The organism is Morganella morganii, assembly GCF_041099235.1.
Classification (GTDB): Bacteria; Pseudomonadota; Gammaproteobacteria; order Enterobacterales; family Enterobacteriaceae; genus Morganella; species Morganella morganii_E.
The window spans coordinates 134,596-159,340 of the sequence record NZ_JBFZSO010000003.1 but is presented as its reverse complement, the minus strand read 5'-3'; the positions used below and the strand labels follow the sequence as shown (position 1 = coordinate 159,340).

Sequence of the window (24,745 nt, the reverse complement as noted above, 5' to 3'; positions counted from 1 at the left end):
CTTTGTTTATTGCATCACGACGTGTGACGTGTTCAGTTTCTTTTTGCACAAAATTTCGTTGTTCATCCGCTGCAGTTCCGCCACATCAATGATCAGTGCGACAGAACCGTCGCCCATAATGGTAGCGGCAGAGATCCCCGGAATTTTGCGGTAATTACTTTCAACATTTTTCACCACCACCTGCTGCTGTCCGATCAGTCTGTCAACCAGCAGGGCGTAACGGTTACCGGCGTTCTGAACAATCAGGGCGATACTTTTCGCCAGATCACGCTCCGCTTCTTCAATACCGAAGACCTGATGCATTTCCACCAGCGGCAGATATTCGCCGCGTACCAGCAGCATTTTTTCCTCTCCGGCAAGGCGGTAAATGTCTTCCTGGCGCGGCTGGAGTGTGCTGATAATGGCGCTGAGCGGAACAATAAAGACATCGTCCGCCACTTTGACGGACATACCGTCGAGGATAGCCAGGGTCAGCGGCAGCAGAATGCGGGTGATAGTGCCGCGTCCTTCAGTGAAACCAATCTGAATGCGGCCGCCCATATCCTGAATGTTCCGTTTCACCACATCCATGCCCACACCACGGCCGGAGACATCGGTGATCACTTCGGCGGTGGAGAAACCCGGCGCCATAATCAGCATCGCGATTTCATCGTTGGTCATGTTGTCATGCACATCCATGCCCTGCTGGCGGGCTTTGGCCAGGATCCGTTCCCGGTTCAGACCGGCACCGTCGTCCCGCACTTCAATGCAGATATTGCCGCTCTGGTGTTCCGCCGTCAGGGTCAGTGTCCCGGCCTCCGGTTTGCCGTTTGCCGCGCGGACATCCGGTTTCTCAATACCGTGGTCGAGACTGTTGCGCACCAGGTGGGTCAGCGGATCAATAATCCGCTCGATCAGGCTCTTATCGAGTTCGGTGGAGCTGCCCTCCACTTTCAGTTCGATTTTCTTATTCAGTTTTGAGGCGATATCGCGCACCATGCGAGGGAAGCGGCTGAAGACATAATCCATCGGCATCATGCGGATAGACATGACAGATTCCTGCAGTGCCCGCGAGTTGCGTTCCAGCTGAACAATGGAACTGAGCAGTTCCGCATATTCCGCCTGATCCACCTGCTGGCTGTGCTGGGTCAGCATTGACTGGATAATCACCAGCTCACCGACCAGGTTGATCAACTGATCCACCTTTTCCACCGCCACACGGATACTGCCGCTGTCACCTTTATTTTTCGCCGCCGCAGCCGGTGCTTTGCGCGCAGCCGGAGCAGATGACGATACTGCTGCCGGTGCCGCAGCCGGTGCGCTGACGATTTCTTCTTCCGGCTCTGCCGGGGTATTGTCTGCGGCCAGCATAGCGGTTAATTCCGCTGCCGGTGTTTCCTCATACGCAATCTGAGAATCATCCACCACAAAGCAGAGCACGCCGCTGATGTCATCAATCGCAGTATTGGTGCCCAGCCAGACTTTCAGGGTATCGGTGCCCTGTTCGGTTTTATATACCGTGCCGAACAGTGACAGCTCATCGGCCAGCAGAGCGACTTCGCTCTCCTTTAACTTACTGAGTGTAAACGTGAAATGATGTGAAAAACCGGTTTCCGGTACTGTGCTGTTCTCCTCCGGCGCGGCGGTAATTTCTGCGGTTTCACTGACCGGCTCCGGCGCGGCACTTTCCGTGACAACAGCGGAATCTGCCACACTCTGCTCCACATGCCCCAGCACTTCGCAGATACGGTTGAAGCTTTCTTCATCCGGCAGTGTGTCGCTCTTGTAGGCATCCAGCTGCGAGCCCATCACATCTTTGGTATCAAGGAAGACATCAATGATATCCGGCGTCAGTGTCAGCTCATCATGGCGGGCTTTATCAAGCAGGTTTTCCAGGGTGTGCGTGGTTTTCTGCAACAGCGTGAATCCGAATGTTGCCGCACCACCTTTAATGGAGTGTGCGCTGCGGAAGATAGCATTGAGCTGTTCACTGTCCGGATCCCGGGGGTCAAGCTCCAGCAGGTGCTGTTCCATATCCCGGAGCAGCTCGTCGGCTTCATCGAAGAACGTTTGATAAAACTCGGTTATATCCATCGCGGTTATCCAATTTTTTTCTTGTGTTACGGCTGACAGGTACTGCCGGCAATCCGGCAGTACCTGTCCATCCTGTTTATTGTGTTGTATCCGCCGCCGCAGCGCTGTTCTGCGGCGGTGTCTGATCCGGTGCCGCCGGTTCCGGCACCCTTTCCGGCGGGATCTCCGGCGGAGCCGGTATCTCTGTATGCGGCGCCGGTAACTGCTTCAGCTGCTGTAAATCGGTAATAGGAACAGCACCCTCATATTCATGGAGAATATTTGCCATCTCCGACTCATTCAGAACAATGATGCTGATACGGCGGTTCACCGGTGCAAGTCCATCGTTTTTATCCAGATGGATGGAAGATGCCATTCCGACCACCCGCAGAATTTTGTTCTCAGCCATCCCGCCGCGTACCAGTTCACGGCGCGAGGCATTGGCGCGTTCGGCAGACAGCTCCCAGTTGCTGTAATTGCCGCCGTTGGCATACGGCAGATCATCAGTATGTCCGGAAATACTGATGCGGTTCGGTACATCATTGAGGATCGGCGCGATAGCCCGCAGAATGTCACGCATATACGGCTCAACATGGGTGGAGCCGACCATAAACATCGGGCGGTTGGCACTGTCGACAATCTGGATACGCAGTCCGTCATCGGTGGTATCAATCAGCAGATGCGGTTTCAGTTCATTCAGACGCGGATCTTTGAGAATCGCCTGCTCCAGATCCTGTTTCAGTTTCTCAAAACGACCGGCTTCATCCTGCCCCTGCTCTTCCTGCATGCTGTCCGGATCCGGCAGTGTATCGCCGTCTTTATAAATGATGTCTTTGCCGCCGCCCGGAATCGGGTTGGTGGCATCTCCGGTTTTTGTTCCCGGATTAATGGCCGTTTTCAGCGGCGTGCGGAAGTATTCCGCGATCTGAGTCAGCTCCTGCGGGCTGGAGATAGAAATCAGCCACATCACCAGGAAGAACGCCATCATGGCGGTCATAAAGTCAGCGTAAGCAATCTTCCATGACCCGCCGTGTCCGCCGCCGTGCCCGTGACCGCCCCGCTTTTTGACGCGGATAATATGCGTATTGCCCGGTTTCATCGTCGGTTTACTCCCCGTCCTGTGCTTCGGTACGGTGGCTGACTTTTACTTCACGGACTTTATCTTCCAGCTCGGTAAAGGACGGACGATCGGCGCTGAACAGGACTTTACGGCCGAATTCAACCGCGATTTGCGGCGGATAACCCTGTAAGGATGAAAGGAACGTGACTTTGATACATTCCAGCATTTTCAGCTGTTCACCGCTGCGCAGGCGGATCAGTGACGCCAGCGGCAGAATAAAGCCGTACGCAACGAGAATACCGAGGAATGTCCCGACCATGGCATGAGCAATCAGCGCCCCCAGTTCACCGGCCGGACGGTCAGCAGAACCCAGCGCATTGACCACCCCGAGAACGGCGGCAACAATACCGAATGCCGGCATGGAATCCCCGACCATGTTCAGGCCGGAAGCCGGCACTTCACTCTCCTGACGGAAGGTTTCCAGCTCTTCATCCATCAGGGCTTCAATTTCATGGCTTTGCAGGTTACTTGTGATCATCAGACGCAGATAATCCACCAGGAACATCAGTGCAGCCGGATCTTTAAGAATGCGCGGGTACTGGGAAAAAATATCGCTCTCCTGCGGATTTTCGATATCTTTTTCCAGGGCAAGCAGCCCCTGCTGGCGGGATTTATTGAGTAACTGGAACAACAGCGCCATCAGATCCATTGACATCGCTTTGTTGTAAGAGGAGCGCCGGAACAGACGCGGCAGTACTTTACCCAGGGCAACAATGGATTTCCCGCTGTTACCGACGACAAATGCACCAAAACCGGCACCTAAAATAATAACAAATTCAGCGGGTTGATAAAGTGCGCCCATATGGCCGCCAACCATCAGATAGCCGCCGATGACCGTGCCCGTAACAATGATGTATCCGATGAGTATTAACACACTATTCCCTTTAACTCAGTTAGGTATCGGATGGCAGTCAAAGGGAATTTTCAGGAAGGACAGGCAAAACGGATTTGCCTGTTTACCAAATCAATCCAGTCACATTACCGCTTTGGCAATGCCATCCTCTCGATATAGCGTAATATCGGCGGGAAGTGCGGAAAGTTTACGTTTTTTTATTGCCCGTGACGGCGGCTGGCACAAACTGCAGGTAAAACTGTTTTCAGGGATGTGCGCGTAGGTGACAAATGACCCGCTGCAGCAACTGCAGACTGAACGCTGAAGCATTCCGCTCTCCACAAAACGCACCAGGGTCCAGGCGCGGGTCAGTGCCAGCAACGGCTCTTCACCGGGCGCCGGAGGACACTGCTCCAGGTACAGCCGGTAAGCCTTTACTATCACATCAACACCGGTGCACTGTCCGCTGTTCATCAGGAACTCGTAGGCGTTATAAAACATGGAGGCGTGAATATTCTGTTCCCACGTCATAAACCAGTCGGTGGAAAACGGCAGCATGCCTTTCGGGGGCGGACATCCGCGCAGCTCTTTGTAGAGGCGGATAAGGCGTCCGCGGCTGATTTGAGTTTCACTTTCCAACATCTGAAGACGAGCACCCAGAGAGATTAATTCCATCGCGAGACGGATATCCTGAGCCTCTTTGATGATACTTTTTTCGGCCATGATACTTATCTTTTTCTTGCGTGTGAGTCAGTGCCAGCCGCGCCGTGCGTTTGCAGCAGACGGGTTGACAGTAAAATTCCGGTGTGAACCTGTTGTAATTCATCCACGCGGGAATCGCGTGTGAGTTTTTCAATGGTTTCGCTGCTTTCAAATCTGAACTGACAGATTAGCTGATTGGTTTCTGCTAATTTGACCAATTGAGAGAGCGTAAGGTTTGCTAACGTAGTTGCCATTGCATCGTTAATGCCTAAGCGGAACATGGCAGAAGCTTTTTCCTGAGCAATAAGTTTTTGGGCTAACAGCAGGTATGAGAGGTTAATATCATAAATATGCTTCAGAAAATCAGTCGTCTGGCTCATTTTTTTTCCTTTCCGAATATCAGCAGCATCAAAGTACAGCAGAAACTATCTCCGGCGCTGTGTGATACCGGAGATCCTGTTTTACGTAATGTTATAAATACCGGAGAAGCTCATTCCATTGTTTACTGCCAATCCATATAAATATCCGGCATGCGTGCGAAACACACAAAAGTAAACTTAAATTAAATACATATCAGGAATACCTGTAAACAATAAAAGTAACGATTAAAATCAGCACAAGCTTATTTAATGTCTGAATCATCTTATATCATTTATAGACGTTATTTATTATGCACCACAAAATTAACTATTCAAGCCACTGATGTTTGTTTTTGACAGAGAAAGATGAACATCCCATTATGCATTAGTACAATTTTACTATTAATTATATTTTGTCTCACCATATCCCAAATACTCACCGCACTTATAACTCCCATAAGCCAAATGTCAATAATCTTCAGGCAAATATGACTCAAAATGTGTGTGACTCAGGTTCATTGCACCAATCATATAATGTGACTGTCTATATTGATCCAGATCAATGAGCTTTATTGGGAAACTCTGCTTTACCCTATCTTCCGAAGGTATACTTAGCAAAAATAGCGGTACAAAACTCTTATTTTTCACAAAAACGGTTATATAAAGTTCGATTTAGTTCATTTTCACCCGGTTTAAGACCATGCGACAACAATGTGAAATTGTGAACATCGCATGATGCCCACATGGATCAATGTTTAGTTATTTTTAACAAAAAATAGCCGTTCATGATGACAAAACATAAAATTATCTTATGTTAATGCCGGGTGTTTATTTGGCGGGAAGGTACCTGAAGATTAAATGAATTTAATTCATTGTTGTGACTTTCTATTCAGGTTGTCTTTATTTCTTTTTAAAAAATAATGCTTCTCTCTTTTTATACGCTCACTTATTTGTCTTTCCGGAGAGGATAAGGTTATGTATATACCTTCGGATGATACTTTTATAAACCCGGGGGCCTCTCTGGTAAGCCGGTTATTGTTCTGAAAAATACACTGACATCCTTCTGTCACAGAAATGGCATCATGCCATCACAATCCCGGCATTTTCCTATTAGCAAAGTCGTTAATTAAATGTAGCATTGTCATGTGATAACGTGCCTGAAGTAATAACCCAAAATATAGTAACATTGTGTTACTATATACTTTTGTTTTTACAAATTAAAAGTGTACCTCGTTCTTGTGACGATTCAGGGTAATTATTTCACGCTATTCAGGCTCGCAGAATAGTGTTCTTTGTCCCGCAGCAGTGAAAATCAGTAAGCAGATCAAAATTTGCGATCCTGCGCTTTTTACACCATCGCCTGATTACAGATAAAATGTTATCAGATTGTGATTGTCATCACGGTTTATTGCTGTTTTTCTGAAAAATTTCTGAAATCAGGGGCGATATTTATGACAGGTATCACGCTCTCCGCTCCGGAACCCACTTTATTGCCACAAAAAAATCTGCCGTAGTGTGACACTAATCCGGCACTTTCCATCAGCCGGACAGCTGAGGATTTGGTGCTTTATTCTTAAAATAAGTAAAAAACACCCCGCCTTCCCCATCAAAAATTATCACTAAATATAAATATTCTGTTGATACACAGAATAAAGCCGGTGGAATAACCACCGGCATAAACCTTAAGACTTTATTAAAATAATAGCGATAGTTACTGATTACGCACAGAAAGGCATCAGACCGGCAGTTCAGAGGCAATCATCCAGTTGACCGCACTGACACTTCTTTCCAGGCTGACCCGGCAAACAATGCCTTCTATCTCCTTCTGCTCTGCCGGTGTGGCACGCACTTCCGCACAAACCTCCAGTTTTCCGCCGGAAGTATCCGCACTGCTGAGTGAGTGCAACCGGACATGTGAACCATTCAGCGCCTGCAGGATCACGGTTCTGACCAGAATTTCATCCTTTTCATGACAGACGGCACGGATTTTATAATCCTGCACCAGATCCGTGGCGTGAATGACCGGCCGGGCATTGATGCGCTGCGCGGCTTCCCGCAGCAAAATATTGGCACATAAGATAACCAGTGCCGCCGTTACCGCAGGGCCGAATTCCCCCAGCCCGCACAACACACCTATACCGGCTGAACACCACAATGTCGCGGCGGTATTCAGCCCGCGGATATTCATGCCTTCACGCATAATAACGCCGGCCCCGAGAAAACCGATCCCGGAAACCACCTGTGCGGCTATCCGTCCCGGACTGTCCGGTGATGTGGCCACCGAACTTAAGATAAATACAGCGGCACCTACTGCCACCAGAGCATTGGTGCGCAGACCGGCCATCCGCTGACGCCACTGACGCTCCGCGCCAATCAGTGCGCCAAGTGCCAGCGCCGCCAGTAAATTGAGTAAATAAGGAATTGCAAACATAGTAACCTCCACCCGAAAGACGCCATGGCATCAGGTGTTAACAGCAGAAAAAAGTAAAAATCACTGAAAATTCTGCTCAGTAACCGGGAGGAAAGAGTGCGTGAGAAACAATAAACATACTGCATACCTGTAGCAGTGATACGACCGGGAACCGGCAGATCATCTGTATCAATAAAAAGGTGCAGTACCGCAGAGAGGTGCTGCCCGCCATCATCATTCCGGCAGACAGTTTCAGAAGAGAAAAGTGTGCCGGATCAGTTAATTGAGTTATAACTGTGACTGTCCAAATCCGGGTCCTCTGTTCAGAAAAGATGCGCGGAGTATAGGATGTCCGCGAAAATATGTAAAGTCAGAAATTATTTTTCGGCGTGATGAATACACCATCCCCGCCCTCTTTTTCATTGAAAAACCAAATCCCCTCCGGATATTCCGGCAACGCCACCAGATACATCACACCTTCACTAAACGGTTCGATCAGTAATATCCGGCCTTCACGCGGCTCATCCGCATCGGTTTTGACATAAACTGTATCGTCAATCTGCATCATCCGGCTCCCGGTTGTCACGATAGCGTGATCAGTATAAAAATCAGGTATAAAAAAAGCCCGCCACTTACGCGGCAGGCTTGGAATTCGGTTTGGCTATATCTTACAGCGGAGTTACGTTAGCTGCAGCCGGGCCTTTAGCACCATTCTCGATGGTGAATTCTACTTGTTGGCCTTCGCCCAGGGTTTTGAAACCTGCGCCCTGAATGGCAGAGAAGTGAACGAAAACATCTTTGCTGCCATCAGCTGGAGTGATGAAACCAAAGCCTTTAGATTCGTTGAACCACTTAACTTGACCTTTCATTTTGTCAGACATGTGACTTTCCTATATATAAATAAATGCATTGCCATTTTGGCAGGTACTGGCCGGAAGCAAAAACTAAATGGAGGCACACAGCATATGAAACGGTCAAAGGCTATCCTGGATAACACTCAACTTAAACGCTCAAACTCAGTTGTCATACATAAAGCTGCTCTTTTTAGGGCCGCAAGCATTAACTCATGAGTGGGGATGAATAGCAACTGATTTATTACCGTGAATTTTAAAAAAAGTGAAAGAGCTCATATTTATTAACTTTTGTTGGGTTAATTGTCTGCAATTTCAGCGTATTGAACCGGCAATCACACCAGACTTAAGTCAAATAAGACTATTCTTAATAATCCCCGCATCATAACAGTTCCCCCTCACAAACCCCGCAACTGTTCTGCGCGGTTGTGTACCGGACATGTTAATATAATGTATCAGAATAGTCAGCAGACCTGCGGAGGTCATTCATATGGATGTCGTCAGAACACTTATTACCGGCGCTCTTGATAATATCAACCAGCGTGAAAAGCGGGACGGAAAACCCCGCTTCAGCAGTCATTTTATCCGCACCTATCCTTATTTATGTCTGGCGATGGTGGTGTCCTATCTTGTTCTGGGTGTTCTTATTTATTATGCGCCCTACTTCGGCTTTTACTGGCTGCTCGGTTTCAGTGCTCTGTTCCTGGTGATGGCCGCGGTTCTGCTGTTTGAGGTCAAACCGGTTTACCGCTTTTCGGATATCGGCGTGCTGGATCTGCGGGTGTGCTACAACGGCGAATGGTTTGTCAGTGAAGTTGTGCCCCCGGAAACCCTGGCGGCGTTACTTGACCACCCGCAGGTCAGTGATTCACTGAAACAGGAGATCCGCCACATGACAGAAACAAAAGGTACCGTGTCATTTTATGATCTTCATCTGATGGCGTACCCGGAAGCGCATCCGGAAAAACCACGCTCCCACTGGATGAAAGGTGCTGCTTAACCCACTGTTTATGCCTGTTTTTCACCCATCCGGGTTACTTGCTGAACAAACAGAATAAAATTGTCTTTTTCCCGTTGACACAACCGGGGCACCCCGTTAATATGCGCCTCGTTCCCAAGGGAACACGCTTCCTCCATAGTTCAGTCGGTAGAACGGCGGACTGTTAATCCGTATGTCGCTGGTTCAAGTCCAGCTGGAGGAGCCATATTTAAGAGCCCGCTCACTGAGCGGGCTTTTTCGTTTTTGTCCCTGCTTATCCGCGATTGCTCAAGCCTTAGCCACTCAGTCATTTTTTTGCATTTTGCCCTTTACAAGCCGCCGCAGGATAGCTATGATTCACCCCGTTCTCACGAGAACGCAATTCCTCCATAGTTCAGTCGGTAGAACGGCGGACTGTTAATCCGTATGTCGCTGGTTCAAGTCCAGCTGGAGGAGCCAAATTTAAAAGCCTGCTCAGTGAGCAGGCTTTTTTCATTTCAGCCGCCCCCTCCTCTCCCGCACTGTTTTTGATTAATATCCTGCAGATGAAAATCCGGATTTATACCTGTTAACCCCGTGATTTTGATGATTATTCCGCCGGAATGCTCATAAGTACGGCAAACAGATCACAATCTCTGATTTTCGCTTTGACAATCCGTTCTGACCACATTATTATGCACCCCGTTCTCACAGAGAACACGCTTCCTCCATAGTTCAGTCGGTAGAACGGCGGACTGTTAATCCGTATGTCGCTGGTTCAAGTCCAGCTGGAGGAGCCATATTTAAGAGCCCGCTCACTGAGCGGGCTTTTTCGTTTCTGCCATCCGGTAATTTCTGTCTGCCTGTTTTTATTTTTCATGACTGACTGATTTACAGGCAGAAATTATGCTTTTTGCTGTTATTTCCTGCAAAGTGATCACAAACAAAGCAAACGATTCAAAAAGTTATTTTTTCATTTTGACAAACCCGCCCCGCCGCACTACTATGCACCCCGCGTTGAAGATGTTCCTCCATAGTTCAGTCGGTAGAACGGCGGACTGTTAATCCGTATGTCGCTGGTTCGAGTCCAGCTGGAGGAGCCAACGTTTACTTCTCCTGTTTATTTCCCTGTTTTATCCGCCGTATTTCGTATCAGACCCTGAACATATAATGTGTGCCGTCCGGCAGTTCAACATCAATATTCAGTTTTCCGCCGATAGCGTCCACGTAGCGTCTCAGTGTGGATAATTTGACATCGCGCCCCGGTTTTTCCATCCCGGCAACCGTCGGCTGTTTGATCCCCAGCGCCTGTGCCATTTCCACCTGTGTTTTGTTCACTTTCTCCCGCAGTTCCGCCAGATGGATATTCAGCAGGATCTCGTCCGCCTGAACCCGTGCTGCTGCCGCGACTTCCGGCTTTTCCTCAGCCAGCAGTTGTCTGAGTGATTTTCCCATTGTTAACTCCTGTTTTCCGGCCTGTTCAGCCATTCTGTATACTCACGGTCAGCCTGCGGGATCATCTGCATATAAAAACGTTTTTCTTTGCCGGTTTTATACCCCGCGCACAGCAAAACACCTCTCCGTTCAGGATCGAATGCAAAAAATGCCCTTATCGGCTGACCTCTGCTTTGTATACGTAACTCTTTCATATTCGTATAACGCGAACCCTTAACAGTATCCGCATACGGTCTTGATAAACCGGGACCTGTCTTCTCCAATACCAGCATCGCTGCCAGTATTGCTGTACGATCTCCGTCATCCTGCTCAGCAAACCACGCTGCAAAATTATCTGTTGTAATTATCTTCCACACGTTATGTCCTTATAATATAGATCACATGCTATATAGGTGCAAAGCAATAGTGAGGATTTTACAACAGACGCCAAAAACAACCGATCAATGATCCCGCTAATCCCGGTACACCTTCAGAATTCCCCCGCCTGTTTCTGTAACAACACCGCCGTTTTTCCGCCGGTCACGCAGAAATGCAAATTAACATGGTATTTACCGGCGAATCGTTCTATCATTCTTTTCCGGCTTATGGCACCCGCCATCAGGTTATCCTTTACTTATTTCGGAGCCGGTTCAATGACTCATCCTGTTACTTCCCTGAAAATCCGCCGTCCTGACGACTGGCATATCCATTTCCGTGATGGTGCGATGCTCGGTACTGTTGTGCCTTTCACCAGTGAGTTTTTCGGGCGCGCCATTGTGATGCCGAACCTGGTTCCGCCGGTCACCACTACTGATGCCGCCATTGCGTACCGTGAACGCATTCTGGCCGCCGTACCGCAGGGGCACAGTTTCACCCCGCTGATGACCTGCTATCTGACCGATAACGCAGACCCGGCTGAGATTGAACGCGGTTTCCGCGAAGGTGTGTTTACCGCCTGTAAACTGTATCCGGCGAATGCGACAACCAACTCCGCACACGGCGTGTCAGATATCCGCAATATTTATCCGGTGCTGGAGATGATGTCCCGCAACGGTATGCCGCTGCTGGTACACGGCGAAGTGACACACGCCGATATTGATATTTTCGACCGTGAAGCCCGCTTTATTGATGATGTGATGATCCCGCTGCGCCGTGATTTCCCGGCACTGAAAGTGGTGTTCGAGCATATCACCACCAAAGAAGCTGCTCAGTATGTGCTGGACGGGGATGATAATGTCGCCGCCACACTGACACCGCAGCATCTGATGTTTAACCGCAACCATATGCTGGTCGGCGGTGTGCGTCCGCATCTGTTCTGCCTGCCGATCCTGAAACGTAATGTGCACCGGGAAGCACTGCGTCAGGCAGTAGCCGGCGGCTGCAAACGGTTCTTCCTAGGCACGGACAGCGCCCCGCATGCCCGTCACCGTAAAGAGTCCTCCTGCGGTTGTGCCGGGGTGTTCAATGCCCCGACCGCGCTGGCCGCATATGCCACGGTATTTGAGGAACTGAACGCACTGGAGCACTTTGAGGCATTCTGTTCACTGAACGGCCCGGCGTTTTATGGTCTGCCGGTCAATGACGGTTTTATCGAATTAACCCGTCAGGAGATTATCACCCCGGAAACCATTAACGGTGCAGAGGATATTTTAGTGCCTTTCCTGGCCGGAACCGATGCCCGCTGGGATGTTAAAACCTGTCGTTAAGCAAAACAAACCCGTTATAACCCCCGGGCTTTTAGTGCAATAAGGCGAAAACCATCTTATTGCACTATTATTATGTTCAGAGAAGGCATTTTTGCCGTTTTTTGCATAATAAAAGTTTGATCCCCCCCTTTTTACTTTGCAAAAAGACCTTATACTGATATCACCCGTTGTTAACGGGACGTTAGCTCTTAGTCAGAGATACTTAACCATCTTGCCGTATGATTAGGAGGTTCCATGAACGATAAAAAAACCGTGATCCAGACTCATCCGGTTATCGGATGGGATATCAGTACCGTCGACAGTTACGACGCCATGATGCTGCGCCTGCATTATCTGCAGGATCAGTCCCAGTCTCCCGAACATGCAGAAGTGGATAAAACCATGTGGCTGACGACCGATGTCGCCCGCCAGTTGATTGACATACTTCAGGCCGGTATCGATAAAATTGAGTCCGGCGAATATTATAATCAGTCAGACAATATCAGACACTGACACGCAAAGACCGCACAAGAGGGACACCATTCGGTGTCCTTTGTGTTTTCTGCGGCAAAAAAAAAAGACCACCCGGAGGTGGTCAGAGGTATTGCATTACGACTTATTATAATTGTTGGATGATGGGTTGAGGCAGACAGTGTTATCAGGCTGCGGAAATCCGTTCCACTTTCGCCGGCAGTCCCTGCCGCACAGAGGCTCCGGTTACCCAGTCCAGCCAGGTGTTCGCCACCTGACGGGTCGGGTCAGCAAAGCCCAGATCGTTGATATTAATGCCGGACGCGATGCGTTTATCCATCGCCAGCGCTTCGCCGTCAAGATAGTGCTGACGTGCGCCCATTTCGTGATGTCCGTAACCGTGTTCAATCGCCACCACGCCCGGCATCACACCGGTCAGCAGGCTGATTTGCGCTTCAACACTGCCGCCCGGCGTGGTGATGCGAACAAGATCCCCGTGCTGCACGCCGAACTTCTCGCCGTCCGCCGGGTTGATCGCCACCAGGTTTGACGGTTTCACATGGTGCAGACGCTCAATCATGGTGGTTGAACTGCTCATCACATGGGATTTAAAGGACATCAGTTTCAGCGGCCAGCTTTCCGCCGGATAAACGCGGTCAATATCGCTGCCGTCAGACAGGCGCGGCGGATAATAGGCCGGACACCCGCTGAAACGCTCGCCGGTGATGGCATGGCGGTTCTGTGCCACTTCCGCGTTCCAGATCTGCAGCGGCTGTTTCCACTGCGGCCCGGTTTTCTCCCCGTCCCAGCCTTTTTCATACGGCGCAAAACGACCACCGCGGCTGAAGAGATAAGCCACACGGCTGATTTCCTCTGCTTTCAGCACCTGCTGCATGGCAGGCATGATGCGATCCACCCCGGACAGACGGATATCCGCTTCTTTGGCTTCCGGCCCCGGTTTTTCGCCCATAAAGGCGGTATTGGCAGCCACACGCAGATAGTAATCCTCTGCTGTGTTCAGCGGCCAGGTGTTGCCGTCATTGTCCGCGATAGCGTTGTCGCCGAATCCCGGCAGGTTCAGGGCTTTCGCCACCGCAATACAGAAGGATTCCATGGCGACCGGCTGACCATCCGCCGTTTTTGCCACACGCGGCTCAACAACCGGCCAGCGGGCGGTGGTGGCTTTGGTCTGCACCCCGGACCACGGCGCACTGAATCCCCAGCTTTCAAAGTTGTGGGTATCCGGCACAATGTAATCCGCCAGCGCGGTGGTTTCATTCATAAAGGCATCGATACCGATAATCAGCGGCAGATGTGCCGGGTCTTTCAGCTTCTCTTCCATCACCTGACGGATCCCCGCAATACCGTACAGCGGGTTAGTCATATTGGTGATCCAGGCTTTCAGTTTGTGCGGATACCCTTCCAGCGCAGAGCCGAGCTGCTCAGTCAGCTGACCGGCTGCCAGCGGATACCACGGTGCTTTGGCCGGATACGGGTTCTGACCGGCAGAGACTTTATTTTTGTACTCATCAGATTTTTCATAGACCGATTTACTGCGTGCCAGGTTCATGCCTTTCGGCTTCACTTTGCCCGGGAAGCTGTCCATTTTGTAGCACGGGCCGTCATTGGCACCGTTAAACTTACCGCCGCCGACAGAAACACCACCTTTCAGGTTCATGTTACCGATCAGCGCGTTGAGCATGATCACCGCCCAGGCGTTATAAAATCCGTTACCGGACATCATCCCGCCGTGTGAAATGACTGCCGCCTGACGGCCGTATGAGGTCAGTGTTTTCGCCAGTGCGGCAATTGTTTCTTCCGGTACGCCGCAGCGGGCGCTGTATTCTGCCGGGGTAAAACGCTGTGCGGACTCTTTCAGCAGCAGGAAGCTGCTCTTGAGATTCACCGTGGTGCCGTCTGCCAGCGTGACCGGCTGACTGGCTTCCAGTACTGCGCGGTCGCAGTTGTCCGCCGGAACCAGCTCACCCTGCTCTGTCAGCACCATATACACCGGTTCTTCAGATGTTTGCCCGTTCAGGGCTTCAGCAGTCAGATGCTGACCGGCCAGCGGATGCGCATCATCGGTAATGACAAGGTGAGTCGCGTTTGTCCAGCTGCTCTCACCAACACGCTTCATGGAGGCTTCCCCCGGAACGGCGAGATACTCCGCGTTATAGCGGTTATTCTCAATCATCCAGCGGATCATCCCCATCACCAGCGCGGAATCCGTGCCCGGTGTGACCGGGATCCAGTGCCCGTGGTCATTGGCAAGCGTGGTGGTCAGCGGCAGTGCCGGTGAAACCACCGCATAGTTAAAGTTGTCGCGGATCCGCGCATTCGCCAGCTGACGCCCCTGGCGTTTGAACGGGTTACCGGACTGTGCCGGAGAAGTGCCGAGGAACAGGGCAAACTTCACATAATCCCAGTCCGGTTTGACGTGGGCGTTTTTATCGAGGTCGTTCATCAGTGCACCGGAACCGGCGCGGTAAGCCAGCCCGCAGTATGAACCGTGTGCACCGAAGTTTTTGCTGCCGAAGGCATTCTGGGCAAAACGGCGGATAAAGGTATCGCGCCCGTCATCCCCGGCGTTGGTCACCAGTAACTGGTTTGCCACCGGGCCGAGAGCAGGCTGTGCCGGGTCAATCAGCGTATCGAGGTCACGGATCGCACGCAGCCCGTCAACATGGCCTTCACCAAACAGATCACCGCCTTCCGTCACTTCTTTTATCAGTTGTTCAAAGCTGATGCGCTGCCATTTACCTTCGCCGCGTTTACCGGCGCGTTTCATCGGCTCCAGGATACGCAGCGGGCTGTGCAGCCCTTCCATCAGAGTTGCGCCACGGGCACAGGCGGTGGAACGTCCTTCCAGGCCGCTTTCGCCGCCCATATTTTTCAGGGCATCCGCCAGCGGCGTGTTATAGGCGATATGGTGGTCGTGAGAGAGCGGATGATACGGGTTACCGGCAATACGGATCACCTGATTGGTTTCGCGGTCAACACGGGCGCGGATCCCGCACTGCGTCCAGCAGCCGAAGCACTGGGTCATTGAGACCGCCTGTGCGTTTTCCGCCTGCCAGCCTTTCAGGGCATTCCCTTCCGGGATCAGCGAGTTGCCGTTAATGCGGTGCAGCGTCACTTTACCGGAAGTACCGTTCATCAGCCCGTCGACGGCGCGTTTCGCCACATCGCGGTAACTGTAACCGAACGCTGCCAGTCCGCCGATCGCCAAACCTGCTTTTAACCACTGACGTCTTGTTGACTTAGCCATGATGTACACCCCCGTCCTGCGCGACTTTCTGTTGATTCTGTACTTTGTTATTAACCCAGCGGATACCTTCACGGAATATAATCACCAGGGCTATCCATAAACCGATCGTACCGATAATGGCCTGAATACCATCCGTGCCCATCGGCAGGCTGTACGGATTGTGCATAACATTGTATTTCGGCAGCGTCTGTACCTGCATCAGCAGCAGCCAGCGCAGCGACCAGGTCAGGAACAGTGTCAGCAGCGTATGAACGGTGATATACGCGACTGAGCCACGGCGGGTCAGCAGACGGACGGCCAGCACCATCAGGGCAATCCACAGAACGATTTCACCCATCGCCAGTGTCCACCCGGTTGTGCCGAAACTTAGCTGAGCGCGGATAGCGGCACCGGAAATAGTGTCACCGGCGATCCAGAAGCCCATGCACACCGCCAGCAGCAGTAACGAAACCACCTGCAGACGCGCCAGTTGCGCCTGATACTGCGGCTCACGGCGGGCACCCAGCATCATCAGGGCAGGCAGTGCCTGTAATGCACTGAAAAAGAGCAGCACCGGGATCCAGTAACTGAACCAGATAGGATGCGCACGCACCACGGAAACCTCACGTCCGGTATACAGCAGCAGACCGATGGCGAATGCGGCACTGCCGAGTGCCACCCAGCGGGTCAGTTTAAATTGCTTATGCCAGATTTTGTCCGCCACCAGCGCCAGGAAATAGAGACCGATACAGCCGGTAAATGCCGGCAGGAACAGAGCGCCCCACGGCATCCACGACCACGGCGTCGGATAAGCATAGAAATGCCAGACACGGGCGGTCTGATGCAGATCCGCTGTCAGTGCCATCGGCGCGGCGATCCCGAGAGTGATGCTGATAAAGACGGCTAGCATCTCGAGGCGGGCATCCCGTTTGTCCCCGCGCCAGCGCTGCCAGCAGGCGTACAGAGCTGCACAGGCGGCGATCCCTATCATAAAGAAGTATTGCACCGCCCACGGCAGCCAGGTGATTTCCTGCGGCCGGGCCAGCACTTCCTGAATTAACATCGTTTGTTCAGTCATCAGTGGATCTCCTGCCATAATGCGGACTGTCCGCGGTTTTCCAGCGGACTGACAAAGGCGTCATCCAGTCCCAGATAGAACACCTGCGGCAGTGTGCCGTTTTCCGGTTTCAGTACTTTAATGGCGGCTTCATGCTCTCTGAGCATTTTGCTGATGGTACTGGACGGATCTTTCAGGTCACCGATAATACGTGCGCCGCCGACACAGGATTCCACACAGGCCGGTAACAGCCCCGCTTCCAGGCGGTGGGCGCAGAAGGTGCATTTATCTGCGGTTTGTGTGCTGTGGTTAATAAAGCGGGCATCGTACGGACAGGCCTGCACACAGTAGGCGCAGCCGACACAGCGGGTGTTATCCACCACCACAATGCCATCTTCACGCTGGAAAGTAGCCTGCACCGGACATACCGGCACACACGGCGGGTTATCACAATGGTTGCACAGACGCGGCAGCAGCACGTTGGTGGTCGCCTCTTCATTGCGGATCTGAATCTGATACTGGCTGACACTGGTGCGGAACTGCCCCTGCGGGCTCTGGTTTTCAACAGAACAGCTGACAGTACAGGACTGACAGCCGACACAGCGGCGTAAATCAATCAGCATGCCGTAGCGCTTTGACGGGTCGCCTTCACGGCGGGTCGGCGAAAAATGCAGACCTGCCTCCGCCATCGGAACCAGGGCTGTACCTGCTGTCAGGACGCCCAGGTTTTGCAGAAATTTTCGTTTGCCAAGATCCATACTGCTCTCCGGTGTATTTGGAACTTCATTGCTCGTCGTATTCAAACTCAACCAAAAAGGAATAAACATGTTGTTGAGTAAAGGGATATGTCATTATGGAGATTGTAAAAATTGCCGGAGAGTCCCCCTATTGTGGTTAACCACATAACGGGGAATACATTGATCTAAAACAACAGATTTTTCTCTGAAAACAGACACAGGACGCACTGCCCGGGGACACATGCAGATAGCCGCACGCACAGGTTTGCTGACCGCACTGTTATTTTTCACCTCTTTTTCATTTGCCGCACAGTGGACTATCGGTGTGCTGGCACTGCGGGGGGATGCGCCGACACGTCATTACTGGGAGCCGCTGACAGAGCAGCTCAACCGCGCCCTGCCCGGCGAACAGTTCACCCTGCTGCCGCTGACGCTGGATCAGATGCGGGAAGCGCTGCACAATAATGAGATACAATTTGTCCTCACCAATCCGGCACAGTTTATCCAGCTGGACAGCAACTTTCCCCTGCGCTGGCTGGTTTCACTGCGTTCGGCTTATGAGCCGGATAACGCCACCCGTAACGTGATCGGCAGTGTGCTGCTGGTGCGCAAAGAGAGCCCTTATCAGACTCCGGCAGATCTGACCGGTAAAAAAGTCGGGGCTGTCGCGCCGGATGCCTTCGGCGGCTATTTATTAGGTTATAAAGCATTGCGTGATGCGGGTATCGATCCGCCGCGTGATTACCACCTTCAGTTCTCCGGTTTTCCGGCTGATGCCCTGCTTTATCTGCTGCGGGACAAGGCGATTTCCGGTGCGATTGTCCCGGCATGCCTGATTGAATCCATGGATAAAGAGGGACTCATTCACCAGGATGATTTCCGGCCGCTTCTCGGACGCGACAGCACCATTCCCTGCTGGACCAGCAGCGAATTATACCCGAACTGGTCATTTGCGGCGGGCAGCGGTGTGCCGGATGAACTGGCGGATGAAGTCACGCGGGTGCTGCTTAACAGCCACGGCGAAGAAACCATGCGCTGGGGTGCGCCGTCATCCACCCGCCAGGTGGAAAATCTGCTGAGGGAAGTTAATCAGCACCCGCAGCAACGACAGTTCTGGCAGGAGATTATCAGCTGGAGCCGGAAAAACAGCTGGCTGTTAGGCTCGGTTGCCCTGGTTTTTCTGCTTCTCGGTATCAATCATGTGTGGATCGCTTTCCGGGTACGCCGCCGCACCCGCCAGCTGGAAGCTGCCCATTCACAGTTACAGCGCCAGCAGCAGGACCTGGAAAAAGCACAACAGCTGAGTGTGCTCGGGGAGATGGCCTCCGGTTTTGCTCATGAGCTGAATCAGCCGCTGTCTGCTATCCGCCATTACGCCCAGGGCTCGCAAATCCGGCTGGAGCGGGAAGATCCCGCACATCCGCTGCTGCCGGTTATGTCACAGATTGACAGCCAGGCCGAACGCGGCGCCAGTATTATCCGTAACCTGCGGCTGTGGGCGGGAAACAGCCCGTCCTCCCCGGAAGGCGCACCTGTGCCGCAGAATGTGGCGGCGGTACCGGAACTGGTCTGGAAACTGCTGCGGGTTACGGAACGATATCCTTCTGCGGTTTTATATAACACCGTTGCTCATGATGCCGTATTACACTTACCGCCGGCACTGCTGGATCAGGTGCTTTCCAATCTGTTCAGTAACAGTTTGCAGGCCGGGGCTGACTGCATCCGTGTGACGCATCACCACACCCCCGGCGGGCAGATTCTGGTGGTGCAGGATAACGGCGGCGGCATGGGTGAAACACAGCTGACGCAACCTTTTGCCCCGTTCCGCTCCACCCGGGCGGAAGGTCTCGGACTCGGACTGGTGATCTGCCAGCGTCTGATGCGCAGCCAGGGCGGTGATATTCATATGGAAAATTGTTCCGGGCCGGACGAACAGCCCGGCTTATGTGTTACCCTTATCTTCAGTGAACCGACAAAGGAATCCCCATGCCCGTGATCCACCTGGTTGATGATGATGTTGCTGTGACACAGGCGTGTCAGTTTTTACTGGAGAGCCTCGGTTATGAGGTGTGTGTCTGGAATGACAGCCGGACATTTATTGCACAGGCACCGCTGCACACTTACGGTATTGTATTACTGGATATGCGCATGCCGCATTTTGACGGCTGCCGTGTGCATCAGATCCTTCAGGAGCAGCAAAGCACGCTGGCGGTGATATTCCTGACCGGCCACGGCGATCTGCCGATGGCGGTTGAACAGATGAAACTCGGTGCGGTGGATTTCCTGCAAAAACCGGTTGCCACACAGCCGTTACAGGCGGCGCTGACTCTGGCGGAGGCGGCGACCGCCAAAGCCGTGGCCTGCGCGCAAATCCGCGAACGTTTTCAGACTCTGACACCGAAAGAGCGTCAGATCGCCGGTTTTGTGGCACAAGGGCTGATGAACCGGGAAATCGCCGATATCGCCCATGTCGCGGTAAGAACCGTCGAAGTACACCGCGCCAAAGTGATGGAAAAAATGGCGGCGGGCAGCCTCGCGGAGCTGGTCACGCAGCTCAACAGCATTACGGACGCTGAAAACAGCACCGCAGAACACTAACACCTGCGGCCGATACCACGTATAATTTAGTGTTATATCATTTACATGAACCCGCATCAGCTGATGCTTTAAACAATAACGATGTCTGACTATGATTACAGCTCCTGAATTTCAACGCTCGTTTCTGCATCCCCGCTACTGGCTGACCTGGCTTGGTCTGGGCGTGCTGTATGTGCTGGTGTTGCTGCCGTATCCGGTGATTTACCAGCTGGGCACCCGTCTGGGTCGTCTGTCCATGCGTTTTCTCAAACGCCGCGCGGAGATTGCTGACCGCAATCTGCAATTGTGCTTTCCGGATATGCCGGAAGAAAAGCGCAAAGCGATGGTGGTGGCGAATTTTGAATCCGTCGGCATGGGGCTGTTTGAAACCGGTATGGCCTGGTTCTGGCCGGACTGGCGGGTAAAACGCTGGTTTAAGGTCGAAGGCCGCGAACATATTCAGAAAGTACAGGCATCCGGACAAGGTATTATCGTGATAGGCATCCATTTCCTGACCCTGGAACTGGGCGCACGGATTTTCGGTATGCTCAATCCCGGCATCGGGGTTTACCGTCCGAACGATAACCCGGTGATGGACTGGATGCAGACCACCGGTCGTTTGCGATCCAACAAATCCATGCTCGACCGCAAGGATGTCAAAGGGATGATCCGCGCCCTGCGTGACGGACAGATTTTGTGGTATGCACCGGATCACGATTACGGCCCGCGCAAAAGTGTGTTCGCCCCGCTGTTTGCCGTGGAGAAAGCCGCCACCACCACCGGTACGTCTATTCTGGTCAAAGCCGGCCGTGCAGTTCTGATCCCGTTCACACCGCGCCGCCTGCCGGACGGAAAAGGCTATGAACTGCTGATCCAGCCCCCTGCGGACGGTTTTCCGGAAGATGATGATGTGGCTGCCGCAACCTTTATGAACCATGTTGTGGAAAAAGAAATTTTGCGCGCCCCGGAGCAGTATATGTGGCTGCACCGGCGCTTCAAAACACGGCCGGAAGGCGAACCGTCCCTCTATCATGACCGGGATAAAGTCCATTAAAAAGGAATTAAATTACTACCCTGATGCAGAACAAAGCCCCCAACCGTAACTGGAAACGAAATCTTTATGTTGTGTGGTTCGGCTGTTTTCTGACCGGCGCCGCCTTCAGCCTGATCATGCCCTTTCTGCCGCTCTATGTGGAAGAGCTCGGGGTGACAGACCATGAGGAACTCAATCTGTGGACGGGGGCGGCATTCAGTATTACCTTCCTGTTTTCTGCCATCGCTGCCCCTTTCTGGGGCAAACTCTCTGACCGCAAAGGCCGTAAGCTGATGCTGCTGCGCTCCGCGCTCGGTATGGCGATTGTCATGCTGCTGATGGGCTTTGCGCAGAATGTCTGGCAATTGCTGTTCCTGCGCGCTCTGCTCGGGCTGCTGGGCGGCTTTGTGCCGAATGCCAATGCCCTGATTGCCACCCAGGTGCCGGTCAAACGCACCGGCTGGGCGCTGGGCACACTTTCCACCGGTGCTGTCAGTGGTGCACTCATCGGCCCGCTTATCGGCGGTTTTCTGGCCGATCACACCGGGTTGCGCCCTGTCTTCTATATCACTGCCACCGTGCTGTTTATCTGCTTTTTTGTGACACTGTTTTTTGTCCGCGAAAACTTCACGCCGGTGTCACGCAAAGATGCTCTCAACACAAAGCAGGTTTTTGCGGCGATAAAAAATCCGCGCCTGGTAATCTGCCTGTTTTTCACCACCATGTGTATTCAGATAGCAGCGGGCTCGGTCAGCCCGGTTATCACCCTGTATATCCGTGAACTCGGCGGACATACTGAAAACCTGGCGTTTATCAGCGGGTTAATTGCCTCTGTGCCCGGGCTGGCCGCGCTGATCAGTGCCCCGCGACTCGGAAAACTGAGTGATCGGATAGGGCCGGATAAAGTGCTGATTACCATGCTGGCGGTCTCTGTGTTTGTCATCCTGCCGATGGCCTGGGTCACCCATTACTGGCAGCTCGGTGCCCTGCGTTTCCTGCTCGGCGCCGTCAATGCCGCTCTTCTGCCCGCCGTACAGACCCTGATTATTTATCATATCACCCATGAAATTGCCGGGCGGATTTTCAGCTATAACCAGGCACTGCGCGATGCCGGTAATGTTACGGGACCGTTAATGGGTGCCTGGGTGGCAGCTCATTTCGGCTTCGCATCTGTCTTTTATTTCACCGCTGCGGTTGTACTGTTTAATCTGTTTTATTCGTGGTGGTGCATAAAATCGCAGAGCGTTCAGAAAATTAAACCGGCCGATATCGGGTAGATATCGCCGGTTTTCATCCGGTTACTTTTCACTGTCAGCAATTTGTTACTGAAATTTCATCTTTCCGTTATGAGTCAACTTTAACTGGTTGATTTAAAATAATTTTGTAAATATACGTAAGCCTCATAATCCACATCTTCTGTCAATAGACCTCATCACATTTTGTATAAATAAGTCTTGTGAAATGAGATTTTTGTCGACATTTCATCTAAAAAATGGTTTATAAAATAGAAAACGTGCTTTAAGTGAATACGATTCACGGTAAGTGTGTTAATAATACTTTAATAAGACAGGATGTTTATTGATACGCAAAAGTATCATTTTGTTAACAGGAACTGTTTATCCTTACCATTTTCAGGCTTATTCTCCGGAATAAACCTTTGGGAAATTACAGATGCAATCAACAACAAACAAAAAACGTACTTTCTTCGGGCACCCTTACCCGCTCAGCTCGTTATTCTTTACCGAAATGTGGGAACGTTTCTCCTTCTACGGTATCCGTCCGTTACTGATCCTGTTTATGGCTGCCACCGTCTATGAAGGCGGGATGGATATTCCGCGTGAACAGGCTTCCGCTATCGTCGGTATTTTTGCCGGTGCAATTTACCTGACCTCCCTGCCGGGCGGCTGGCTGGCGGATAACTGGCTCGGACAGCGCATGGCGGTCTGGTACGGCTCCATTATCATTGCACTCGGTCACCTCTCGATTGCCCTGTCGGCAATCTGGTCACCAAAGCTGTTCTTTGTCGGTCTGCTGTTTATCGTTATCGGTACCGGGTTATTTAAAACCTGTGTGACGGTGATGGTCGGTACACTGTATAAAGAGGACGATACACGCCGTGACGGCGGTTTTTCCCTGTTCTACATGGGGATTAACATGGGCTCCTTTATCGCGCCGCTGGCGACCGGCTGGTTAGTTCCTAACTTCGGCTGGCACTGGGGCTTCGGTATCGGTGGTCTGGGAATGTTAGTGGCACTGCTGGTGTTCCGCTTCTATGCGGTACCGCTGATGCGTCAGTATGATGGTGAAGTGGGTCTGGATTCCAGCTGGGATCGCCCGACTGTCGCGCGCAAAAATGTCGGTAAGTGGGTTGGTCTGGCGGCTGTGGTTATCGCTGCGGTCACTGTCCTGATCGCCTCCGGCGTTATCCCGTTCAACCCGATGCTGGTTGCCACCAACATGGTTTACCTCATCTCCGGGATGGTTATTCTCTACTTCATCTACCTGTTTGTGTTTGCCGGTCTGGAAAGCAGTGAACGCATCCGCTTGTTTGTCTGTTTTATTCTGTTAGTCACCGCTGCCCTGTTCTGGTCTGCGTTTGAACAGAAACCAACATCATTCAACCTGTTTGCAAAGGATTACACTGACCGTAACCTGTTCGGTTTTGAAATCCCGACTGTCTGGTTCCAGTCCATCAACGCCCTGTTTATCATTATACTGGCTCCGGTGTTCAGCTGGTTATGGCCTGCCATGGCGCGCCGTAATATGAATCTGAGCAGTATCACCAAATTTATGTTCGGTGTCCTGTTCGCTGCGGGTGGTTTTGCGGTGATGATGATGGCGTCTGAGCGCGTGATTGAAACCAGCGCTGGTGTTTCCCCGATGTGGCTGACCTTCAGTATCCTGCTGCTGACCCTGGGTGAACTGTGCTTAAGCCCGATTGGTCTGGCGACCATGACACTGCTCGCACCGATGAAAATGCGCGGTCAGGTGATGGGTCTGTGGTTCTGTGCCAGTGCGCTGGGTAACCTCGCAGCCGGTATCATGGGTGGTAATGTCCGTCCGGATCAGCTGATGAATCTGCCGGACTTCTTCTCACACGTTTCTGTTGCCCTGCTTATCTGCGCCGCCGTTCTGTGTGTGCTGATTGTGCCGGTACGCAAAATGCTGCAAAGCGCAGACAACAAATCTGCCTGACAGCAATAATATACAGTGTTAAGAG

General features: G+C 52.0%; 21 protein-coding genes and 4 tRNA genes. 12 read left to right on the top strand and 13 right to left on the bottom strand.

The window, feature by feature from the left end:
* Positions 1 to 6: 6 nt before the first annotated feature.
* The 8 genes from cheA to cspE all read right to left on the bottom strand — a co-directional run bounded on the left by cheA (position 7) and on the right by cspE (position 8,356).
* Complete coding sequence (gene cheA, locus AB7038_RS06770) at positions 7 to 2,073, bottom strand: chemotaxis protein CheA (RefSeq protein ID WP_369452993.1); 2,067 nt, start codon at positions 2,071 to 2,073, stop codon at positions 7 to 9.
* A 76-nt stretch (positions 2,074 to 2,149) separates the two neighbouring features.
* A complete protein-coding gene (gene motB, locus AB7038_RS06765; RefSeq protein WP_108657342.1) occupies positions 2,150 to 3,151 on the bottom strand; it encodes a flagellar motor protein MotB in 1,002 nt (333 codons plus the stop codon).
* 7 nt (positions 3,152 to 3,158) lie between these two features.
* Positions 3,159 to 4,046 (bottom strand): flagellar motor stator protein MotA, encoded by an 888-nt coding sequence (gene motA, locus AB7038_RS06760; RefSeq protein ID WP_004240017.1) that lies wholly within the window; start codon positions 4,044 to 4,046, stop codon positions 3,159 to 3,161.
* Positions 4,047 to 4,145: 99 nt separating this feature from the next.
* Entirely contained in the window at positions 4,146 to 4,727 is a 582-nt protein-coding gene (flhC, locus tag AB7038_RS06755) for a flagellar transcriptional regulator FlhC (protein ID WP_004236866.1), read from the bottom strand.
* A 5-nt stretch (positions 4,728 to 4,732) separates the two neighbouring features.
* Positions 4,733 to 5,086: a flagellar transcriptional regulator FlhD gene (gene flhD, locus AB7038_RS06750; protein WP_004240016.1), complete on the bottom strand. Its 354-nt coding sequence runs from the start codon at positions 5,084 to 5,086 to the stop codon at positions 4,733 to 4,735.
* Positions 5,087 to 6,800: 1,714 nt separating this feature from the next.
* A complete protein-coding gene (locus AB7038_RS06745) occupies positions 6,801 to 7,496 on the bottom strand; it encodes an MgtC family protein (protein ID WP_368888566.1) in 696 nt (231 codons plus the stop codon).
* Between the two features lie 349 nt (positions 7,497 to 7,845).
* Positions 7,846 to 8,040 (bottom strand): protein DsrB, encoded by a 195-nt coding sequence (gene dsrB / locus AB7038_RS06740; RefSeq protein ID WP_015422621.1) that lies wholly within the window; start codon positions 8,038 to 8,040, stop codon positions 7,846 to 7,848.
* A gap of 103 nt (positions 8,041 to 8,143) precedes the next feature.
* Complete coding sequence (cspE, locus tag AB7038_RS06735) at positions 8,144 to 8,356, bottom strand: transcription antiterminator/RNA stability regulator CspE (protein ID WP_004240014.1); 213 nt, start codon at positions 8,354 to 8,356, stop codon at positions 8,144 to 8,146.
* A 460-nt stretch (positions 8,357 to 8,816) separates the two neighbouring features.
* Between cspE and AB7038_RS06730 the strand changes: the two genes are divergently transcribed.
* From AB7038_RS06730 to AB7038_RS06710, 5 genes are all read left to right on the top strand, one after another.
* Positions 8,817 to 9,326: a YlaC family protein gene (locus AB7038_RS06730; RefSeq protein WP_072871767.1), complete on the top strand. Its 510-nt coding sequence runs from the start codon at positions 8,817 to 8,819 to the stop codon at positions 9,324 to 9,326.
* A 129-nt stretch (positions 9,327 to 9,455) separates the two neighbouring features.
* Positions 9,456 to 9,531, top strand: a tRNA-Asn gene (locus AB7038_RS06725).
* 157 nt (positions 9,532 to 9,688) lie between these two features.
* Positions 9,689 to 9,764 (top strand) — tRNA-Asn (locus tag AB7038_RS06720).
* Between the two features lie 244 nt (positions 9,765 to 10,008).
* Positions 10,009 to 10,084 (top strand) — tRNA-Asn (locus AB7038_RS06715).
* 227 nt (positions 10,085 to 10,311) lie between these two features.
* Positions 10,312 to 10,387 (top strand) — tRNA-Asn (locus AB7038_RS06710).
* A gap of 49 nt (positions 10,388 to 10,436) precedes the next feature.
* On the opposite strand, the gene AB7038_RS06705 is transcribed toward AB7038_RS06710, so the two are convergent.
* Together AB7038_RS06705 and AB7038_RS06700 are read right to left on the bottom strand one after the other, a co-directional pair.
* Entirely contained in the window at positions 10,437 to 10,739 is a 303-nt protein-coding gene (locus AB7038_RS06705) for a helix-turn-helix domain-containing protein (protein ID WP_046892450.1), read from the bottom strand.
* Positions 10,740 to 10,741: 2 nt separating this feature from the next.
* Positions 10,742 to 11,095, bottom strand: a complete 354-nt coding sequence (locus tag AB7038_RS06700) for a type II toxin-antitoxin system RelE/ParE family toxin (protein ID WP_072871765.1) — start codon at positions 11,093 to 11,095, stop codon at positions 10,742 to 10,744.
* Between the two features lie 276 nt (positions 11,096 to 11,371).
* On the opposite strand from AB7038_RS06700, the gene pyrC reads away from it, so the two are divergent.
* A complete protein-coding gene (pyrC, locus tag AB7038_RS06695; RefSeq protein ID WP_368888568.1) occupies positions 11,372 to 12,424 on the top strand; it encodes a dihydroorotase in 1,053 nt (350 codons plus the stop codon).
* 234 nt (positions 12,425 to 12,658) lie between these two features.
* Positions 12,659 to 12,916, top strand: coding sequence for a biofilm formation regulator BssS (bssS, locus tag AB7038_RS06690; RefSeq protein ID WP_004236879.1), 258 nt, complete (start codon positions 12,659 to 12,661; stop codon positions 12,914 to 12,916).
* Between the two features lie 145 nt (positions 12,917 to 13,061).
* Here the strand turns inward: bssS and ttrA are convergent, their stop codons facing one another.
* Genes ttrA through ttrB form a run of 3 tightly spaced genes read right to left on the bottom strand, consistent with a single transcriptional unit; the run spans position 13,062 to position 17,936 of the window.
* Complete coding sequence (gene ttrA / locus AB7038_RS06685) at positions 13,062 to 16,142, bottom strand: tetrathionate reductase subunit TtrA (protein WP_369452992.1); 3,081 nt, start codon at positions 16,140 to 16,142, stop codon at positions 13,062 to 13,064.
* Complete coding sequence (gene ttrC / locus AB7038_RS06680; protein WP_368888570.1) at positions 16,135 to 17,199, bottom strand: tetrathionate reductase subunit TtrC; 1,065 nt, start codon at positions 17,197 to 17,199, stop codon at positions 16,135 to 16,137. The genes ttrA and ttrC overlap by 8 nt, the downstream gene beginning before the upstream one ends.
* Entirely contained in the window at positions 17,199 to 17,936 is a 738-nt protein-coding gene (gene ttrB, locus AB7038_RS06675) for a tetrathionate reductase subunit TtrB (protein WP_369452991.1), read from the bottom strand. Before ttrB ends, ttrC begins: the two co-directional genes overlap by 1 nt.
* A 220-nt stretch (positions 17,937 to 18,156) precedes the next feature.
* Between ttrB and ttrS the strand changes: the two genes are divergently transcribed.
* The 5 genes from ttrS (at position 18,157) to AB7038_RS06650 (ending at position 24,720) form a co-directional block, all read left to right on the top strand.
* On the top strand, positions 18,157 to 19,911 hold the full coding sequence (gene ttrS / locus AB7038_RS06670; protein WP_369452990.1) for a tetrathionate respiration histidine kinase TtrS: 1,755 nt from the start codon (positions 18,157 to 18,159) through the stop codon (positions 19,909 to 19,911).
* Positions 19,902 to 20,513: a tetrathionate respiration response regulator TtrR gene (gene ttrR, locus AB7038_RS06665; RefSeq protein ID WP_369452989.1), complete on the top strand. Its 612-nt coding sequence runs from the start codon at positions 19,902 to 19,904 to the stop codon at positions 20,511 to 20,513. The genes ttrS and ttrR overlap by 10 nt, the downstream gene beginning before the upstream one ends.
* A 91-nt stretch (positions 20,514 to 20,604) precedes the next feature.
* Entirely contained in the window at positions 20,605 to 21,546 is a 942-nt protein-coding gene (locus AB7038_RS06660) for a Kdo(2)-lipid IV(A) acyltransferase (RefSeq protein ID WP_368888574.1), read from the top strand.
* A 23-nt stretch (positions 21,547 to 21,569) separates the two neighbouring features.
* Positions 21,570 to 22,802 carry a multidrug efflux MFS transporter MdtG gene (mdtG, locus tag AB7038_RS06655; RefSeq protein ID WP_439958079.1) on the top strand — a complete coding sequence of 411 codons (1,233 nt, stop codon included), beginning with the start codon at positions 21,570 to 21,572 and terminating at the stop codon, positions 22,800 to 22,802.
* A gap of 394 nt (positions 22,803 to 23,196) precedes the next feature.
* Positions 23,197 to 24,720, top strand: a complete 1,524-nt coding sequence (locus tag AB7038_RS06650; RefSeq protein ID WP_072871757.1) for a peptide MFS transporter — start codon at positions 23,197 to 23,199, stop codon at positions 24,718 to 24,720.
* The last annotated feature ends 25 nt before the right edge of the window (positions 24,721 to 24,745 follow it).

Coding starts and splice junctions, on each gene's coding strand:
- cheA (WP_369452993.1), bottom strand. CDS start 2,073: ATGGATATAACCGAGTTTTATCAAACGTTCTTCGATGAAGCCGACGAG.
- motB (WP_108657342.1), bottom strand. CDS start 3,151: ATGAAACCGGGCAATACGCATATTATCCGCGTCAAAAAGCGGGGCGGT.
- flhC (WP_004236866.1), bottom strand. CDS start 4,727: ATGGCCGAAAAAAGTATCATCAAAGAGGCTCAGGATATCCGTCTCGCG.
- flhD (WP_004240016.1), bottom strand. CDS start 5,086: ATGAGCCAGACGACTGATTTTCTGAAGCATATTTATGATATTAACCTC.
- AB7038_RS06745 (WP_368888566.1), bottom strand. CDS start 7,496: ATGTTTGCAATTCCTTATTTACTCAATTTACTGGCGGCGCTGGCACTT.
- dsrB (WP_015422621.1), bottom strand. CDS start 8,040: ATGCAGATTGACGATACAGTTTATGTCAAAACCGATGCGGATGAGCCG.
- cspE (WP_004240014.1), bottom strand. CDS start 8,356: ATGTCTGACAAAATGAAAGGTCAAGTTAAGTGGTTCAACGAATCTAAA.
- AB7038_RS06730 (WP_072871767.1), top strand. CDS start 8,817: ATGGATGTCGTCAGAACACTTATTACCGGCGCTCTTGATAATATCAAC.
- AB7038_RS06705 (WP_046892450.1), bottom strand. CDS start 10,739: ATGGGAAAATCACTCAGACAACTGCTGGCTGAGGAAAAGCCGGAAGTC.
- pyrC (WP_368888568.1), top strand. CDS start 11,372: ATGACTCATCCTGTTACTTCCCTGAAAATCCGCCGTCCTGACGACTGG.
- bssS (WP_004236879.1), top strand. CDS start 12,659: ATGAACGATAAAAAAACCGTGATCCAGACTCATCCGGTTATCGGATGG.
- ttrA (WP_369452992.1), bottom strand. CDS start 16,142: ATGGCTAAGTCAACAAGACGTCAGTGGTTAAAAGCAGGTTTGGCGATC.
- ttrC (WP_368888570.1), bottom strand. CDS start 17,199: ATGACTGAACAAACGATGTTAATTCAGGAAGTGCTGGCCCGGCCGCAG.
- ttrB (WP_369452991.1), bottom strand. CDS start 17,936: ATGGATCTTGGCAAACGAAAATTTCTGCAAAACCTGGGCGTCCTGACA.
- ttrS (WP_369452990.1), top strand. CDS start 18,157: ATGCAGATAGCCGCACGCACAGGTTTGCTGACCGCACTGTTATTTTTC.
- ttrR (WP_369452989.1), top strand. CDS start 19,902: ATGCCCGTGATCCACCTGGTTGATGATGATGTTGCTGTGACACAGGCG.
- AB7038_RS06660 (WP_368888574.1), top strand. CDS start 20,605: ATGATTACAGCTCCTGAATTTCAACGCTCGTTTCTGCATCCCCGCTAC.
- mdtG (WP_439958079.1), top strand. CDS start 21,570: ATGCAGAACAAAGCCCCCAACCGTAACTGGAAACGAAATCTTTATGTT.
- AB7038_RS06650 (WP_072871757.1), top strand. CDS start 23,197: ATGCAATCAACAACAAACAAAAAACGTACTTTCTTCGGGCACCCTTAC.